General features: G+C 39.4%; 5 protein-coding genes. All 5 read right to left on the bottom strand.

Annotation, left to right across the window (positions count from 1 at the left end; translation table 11 throughout):
- Nucleotides 1-170: 170 nt before the first annotated feature.
- Nucleotides 171-644 carry a hypothetical protein gene (locus ABD036_RS18795; RefSeq protein ID WP_343862697.1) on the bottom strand — a complete coding sequence of 158 codons (474 nt, stop codon included), beginning with the start codon at nucleotides 642-644 and terminating at the stop codon, nucleotides 171-173.
- 1 nt (nucleotide 645) lies between these two features.
- Nucleotides 646-885 carry a hypothetical protein gene (locus tag ABD036_RS18790; protein WP_343862695.1) on the bottom strand — a complete coding sequence of 80 codons (240 nt, stop codon included), beginning with the start codon at nucleotides 883-885 and terminating at the stop codon, nucleotides 646-648.
- Between the two features lie 1,139 nt (nucleotides 886-2,024).
- Nucleotides 2,025-2,489: a hypothetical protein gene (locus ABD036_RS18785; protein ID WP_343862693.1), complete on the bottom strand. Its 465-nt coding sequence runs from the start codon at nucleotides 2,487-2,489 to the stop codon at nucleotides 2,025-2,027.
- A 36-nt stretch (nucleotides 2,490-2,525) separates the two neighbouring features.
- Nucleotides 2,526-2,735 (bottom strand): hypothetical protein, encoded by a 210-nt coding sequence (locus ABD036_RS18780; protein ID WP_343862691.1) that lies wholly within the window; start codon nucleotides 2,733-2,735, stop codon nucleotides 2,526-2,528.
- 148 nt (nucleotides 2,736-2,883) lie between these two features.
- Nucleotides 2,884-3,339 (bottom strand): CDI toxin immunity protein, encoded by a 456-nt coding sequence (locus tag ABD036_RS18775; protein WP_343862689.1) that lies wholly within the window; start codon nucleotides 3,337-3,339, stop codon nucleotides 2,884-2,886.
- Nucleotides 3,340-4,152 lie beyond the last annotated feature (813 nt).

Raw genomic sequence — 4,152 nt, 5'->3', positions numbered from 1 at the left:
ACTTGGAAAACGGTTTTGGCAAGATCAATTGTAATAGTGCTAGTATTTATCATGGTATGGCTCCTTTGGTTTCGACACCTTCACCTTAGTTCATAATGACAAAGGTGGGGAGTCCATACCATTGAGCTCCAGCCAGCGAGTTGGCGTCCGGTTGATTGGTTTGTTATGTTTCACTGCTTAACCTTTAGAGCTGACCTGATAAGTAATGGTGTTGTTAATATAGCAATAAATGTTGCAGCTATAACCAAGTGTTTTGGACTGCTACTAAAAAAGAATAAATACTGCTCATAAACAGAATAGACAATAAAACCGAGACACCAAAAAAGTGTTAACGTTGGTATGATTTTAGCGCTTGAATTACCTCGCAATAGAGTGAGCGTTAAAATTGCACCCATAATATAAATCAACCACTTTACCCAGGAAAAGTGATGACCCGTTATAAGAGATAAATAGACAACTTCGATAGCTGAAAGAAGTAGCAAAACCAATGTTAACCAACAAAGTCCATTTAGTATTCTCAATTTTTCTCCTGAAACATAACGCGTACAATAACGGGAAAAACCGAGTGCTTTGGCACGAAGTGCCAGCGAGGCTTTTTCCCAGTGAGCGCAGCGAATGTGGTTTATTGTTTTGTTAGTTGCCAATTTAACCTTTACTGAAAAGTATTTTAAAGAAACCAACAGCGGCGTATAAAAATAAAAGCGCTAAAAATAATGACAACCCCATACTAGCCCAGTATAAATAAGGGCTTTCATCAATAGTGACTGAATTTCCATATCTAAGTAATGCAACACCTGTTTGGTAACTTACAAATAGAACTTTAAATAGGAAATAACAAATTACACTACTGCCAATTGCTAAAGCTAATATTTTAAAATTTAACAACTTTCACCTTTGGCAACTAACACCCCTAATAGACTGCACAAACACGTGGCCTACACTTTGTGAGGCACGAGCAATGGCCGCGAGTTTGTGTCAGGTTGATTGGATTGTTATACGGAGAACACATACTGACAAAGCCCACGATTAAAATTACTAAACCAAATACTACAATCGAATCGCTGAAAAAAGCGATAACTTTTTAAGCTGCCTGTCAGAACAATGACAACTGAAACGATGAAAAGGCCCGTTAACGTTTAAAGTTGAATTTGGTAAAAAGAGAATGAATGCAGTTTAAAAAAGCGCAACAAAACTAGGCTGTTACTTCCAATTCCAAACAACGTTTAACCCTTAAAAGAAATCCGTATAACGCCCCTAATAGACTGCACAAACTTGTGGCCTATACTTTGTGAGGCACGAGCAATGGCCGCGAGTTTGTGTCAGGTTGATTGGATTGTTATACGGAGAACACATACTGACAAAGCCCACGATTAAAATTACTAAACCAAATACTACAATCGAATCGCTGAAAAAAGCGATAACTTTTTAAGTTACCTAACAGAACTATGACAACTGAAACGATGAAAAGGCCCGTTAACGTTTAAAGTAGAAACTGGCAAAAAAGGAGCGAATACAGTTTGAAAATGAGCAATAAAGCCAGGCTGTTACCAGCAAACCCAGACAACGTTTAACCCTTAAAAGAAATCCGTATAACGCCCCTAATAGACTGCACAAACTTGTGGCCTACACTTTGTGAGGCACGAGCAATGGCCGCGAGTTTGTGTCAGGTTGATTGGTTTGTTATACGGAGAACACATACTGACAAAGCCCACGATTAAAATTACTAAACCAAATACTACAATCGAATGGCTGAAAAAAGCGATAACTTTTTAAGCTGCCTGACAGAACAATGACAACTGAAACGGTGAAAAGGCCCGTTAACGTTTAAAGTTGAATTTGGTAAAAAGAGAATGAATGCAGTTTAAAAAAGCGCAACAAAACTAGGCTGTTACTTCCAATTCCAAACAACGTTTAACCCTTAAAAGAAATCCGTATAACGCCCCTAATAAACGGCAAATGCTTGCTGGCTAAAATTAGCGAGGTACGAGCAAAGCCAGCGAGTATTTGTCCGGTTGATTGGTTTGTTATATTTTATTTTCCAATTTATACGAGCCGTTGAATTCTGCATTAAAACAATTTTCCGGACGCGGGCAACTAAGCATTTTTATAACTACCTTGTTACCTTTAAATACTAAAGAGCCAGAGTATGATTTTAAGTAATTTGGCTTATCTTTATATGATATTTTAAAATCATCTTCTTTCACTACACCTGATAATTGATCAACATGTATTTTGTAAAAGACTTCATGGTAAGTAGGCCAAAACATCTGAGATTCATCGTGAACCATATTTGGCACTTTACCCTTTAAAACTAACACATATTGTTTTATCTCTCCGCTTTCAACAACAATAACGTCTTCAAAAGATGGCCTGCCTAATAAAGCACAACTTGACAAAAACACTACTAAGAATATGACTTGCAGTCGATTAAAACGCATAAAATATAACGCCCCTAATAAACGGCGGTTACGAGCAATAAACGTAACCACATAACAACAATGCCCAGCGAGTAAGCGTCCGGTTCATTAGTTTGTTATACGTCTAATACCTGCGCTCACGCCCTCAACAACTTTACCGCCAATGCTGTGGACAGACGCTGTCCATGCGGCCTTCAATTCTACTATTTCTAAAAGTCGTTTCGCGGTGCTCTGAGCTTGCTCAAGGAAAGGCGAGAAACGGCTTTTAGAAATACCATATTCAATGTGCCGGAACAACTGGACCAAGGTACTGATCACGCTTAATCAAGGTACAGTTTTCAGGCTCTGACCCCATCATAAGCAGGTCTTTTACGTATAACGCCCCTAATAGACTGCACATACTTGTGGCCTACACGTTGTGAGGCACGAGCAATGGCCGCGAGTTTGTGTCAGGTTGATTGGATTGTTAGGTGGCGCCTGGTGTATAAAAAGACAGCTTTCCATCATGATGACATTCCAATACAAATTTACCAGCACAGTCATATACCCATGTGTCCGAGCACTCGGAAAAAATGTCCATTGCATGCAACCTAAATACTGCTACTTCAATTTCAAGAACCGGCTTCAACGCATTGAACCACAGAACAAACACCTTACCTGATTTTGGCAACTTAGACAGACAATCGTTTACTGACTTTGATTGTTCTTCCCAATTATCAAACTCCCATGTTGTCTGGCCGACAACTTTGGACCAATCGATGTAGGACCAACTATTAAAAGGGGCTAAGAGGTTGAGCTTATCAAAACATTCCTCTTTAGATTTGTCCTCTTCAATTAATCTAAAGGGTGTATTTGAAGACTCAAAAACATCAATTAGATCCCTTATTAATTCAGAGGGTAAATGCATAGTATTATGAGCCACCTAACGCCCCTAATAGACTGCACAAACTTGTGGCCTACACTTTGTGAGGCACGAACAATGGCCGCTAGTTTGTGTCAGGTTGATTGGTTTGTTATACGGAGAACACATACTGACAAAGCCCACGATTAAAATTACTAAACCAAATACTACAATCGAATCGCTGAAAAAAGCGATAACTTTTTAAGTTACCTAACAGAACAATGACAACTGAAACGGTGAAAAGGCCCGTTAACGTTTAAAGTAGAAACTGGCAAAAACAGAACGAATACGGTTTGAAAAAGAGCGACAACGCTAGGCTGTTACTTCCAATTCCAAACAACGTTTAACCCTTAAAAGAAATCCGTATAACGCCCCTAATAGACTGCACAAATTCGTGGCCTACACTTTGTGAGGCACGAGCAATGGCCGCGAGTTTGGGTCAGGTTGATTGGTTTGTTATACGGAGAACACATAACGACAAAGCTCACGATTAAAATTACTAAACCAAATACTACAATCGAATCGCTGAAAAAAGCGATAACTTTTTAAGCTGCCTGACAGAACAATGACAACTGAAACGGTGAAAAGGCCCGTTAACGTTTAAAGTAGAAACTGGCAAAAACAGAACGAATACGGTTTGAAAAAGAGCGACAAGGCTAGGCTGTTACTTCCAATTCCAAACAACGTTTAACCCTTAAAAGAAATCCGTATAACGCCCCTAATAGACTGCACAAACACGTGGCCCACACTTTGTGAGGCACGAGCAATGGCCGCGAGTTTGTGTCAGGTTGATTGGATTGTTAGGCAGATCACTCACCGTAATATCCAGCCAAA

It is taken from the genome of Aliiglaciecola litoralis (assembly GCF_039523355.1).
Classification (GTDB): domain Bacteria; phylum Pseudomonadota; class Gammaproteobacteria; order Enterobacterales; family Alteromonadaceae; genus Aliiglaciecola; species Aliiglaciecola litoralis.
This window is presented reverse-complemented; position numbering and strand designations above follow the sequence as displayed.